Below are 1407 nucleotides of genomic sequence, written 5' to 3'. Positions count from 1 at the left end.
CCGCCGCCGTCTTCGGCGACGCCGCCTTCGAGGATGCCTTCAATGTAATTCGGTTCGCCCGTGGACTGGAGATGTTTTACAACTCGATGCACTTCGTCGTCCGACACGAACGCGCCGTGCACGCGGACCGGCAGGCCCGTGCCCGGCGGCATGTACAGCATGTCGCCCATGCCCAGCAGCGTTTCCGCGCCCATCTGGTCGAGAATCGTGCGTGAGTCGATCTTGGACGACACCTGGAACGCGATACGCGTCGGGATGTTCGCCTTGATCAGGCCCGTGATGACGTCCACGGACGGGCGCTGCGTCGCGAGAATCAAGTGGATGCCGGCCGCGCGCGCCTTCTGGGCGATACGGGCAATCAGCTCCTCGACCTTCTTGCCGACCACCATCATCAGGTCGGCGAGCTCGTCGATGATGATGACGATCGTCGGCAGTTTATCCAGCGGTTCCGGTGCGTCCGGCGTCAGCGAGAACGGATTCGGGATGTGTTCCTCGCGCTTGGCCGCTTCCGCGATCTTGCCGTTGTAGCCGGCCAGGTTGCGCACGCCCAGCTTCGACATCAGTTTATAGCGCCGCTCCATCTCGTTCACGGCCCAGTTCAGCGCGTGGCCGGCCTGGCGCATGTCCGTCACGACCGGCGCCAGCAGGTGCGGAATACCTTCGTACACCGACATCTCCAGCATCTTCGGGTCGATCAGGATCAGGCGCACGTCGGCCGGATCGGCTTTATAGAGCAGCGACAGGATCGTCGCGTTGATGCCGACGGATTTACCGGAACCGGTCGTACCCGCCACCAGCAGGTGCGGCATCTTCGCGAGGTCGGCGACGACCGGCTTGCCGGCGATGTCCTTGCCCAGCGCGACCGTCAGGCTGGATGCGCTGTCGCCATAGACTTTCGAGCCGAGGATTTCCGTCAGGCGCACGATCTGGCGCTTCGGATTCGGCAGCTCGAGCGCCATGTAGTTCTTGCCGGGGATCGTCTCGACGACGCGGATCGACGTCAGCGACAGCGAACGCGCCAGGTCGCGCGCCAGGTTGACGATCTGGCTGCCCTTCACGCCCGTCGCCGGCTCGATTTCGTAGCGGGTGACGACCGGGCCCGGATACGCGGCCACGACCTTCGCCTCGACGCCGAAGTCGGACAGCTTCTTCTCGATCAGGCGGCTCGTGAATTCCAGCGTGTCGACGGCGACGGATTCCTGGACGGGCGGCGCCTCGTCCAGCAGCGCCAGCGGCGGCAGCGTGCTGTCGCCATGGACCTCGAACAGGTGCGACTGGCGTTCCTTTTCGGCGCGCTCGGAACGCGGCACGCTCGTCATCGCCGGTTCGATCTTGATCGGCGACGGATTCGGCGCGGATGCCGGCGGCAGCGGCGCGGTCGGCTTCGCGGGTGCGCGCGTCGCGCCG

General features: G+C 65.7%; 1 protein-coding gene. It reads right to left on the bottom strand.

Features of this window, described 5'->3' with window-relative positions; all coding sequences use genetic code 11:
• A partial coding sequence (locus ACEN88_RS31675) for a DNA translocase FtsK (RefSeq protein ID WP_413346124.1) occupies positions 1-1407 on the bottom strand: 1407 nt, incomplete at both ends.

Source organism: Massilia sp. CT11-108 (genome assembly GCF_047302915.1).
GTDB lineage: Bacteria > Pseudomonadota > Gammaproteobacteria > Burkholderiales > Burkholderiaceae_D > Telluria > Telluria orientalis.
The sequence above is the reverse complement of the archived record's forward strand: the minus strand, read 5'-3'. Positions and strand labels throughout refer to the sequence as shown.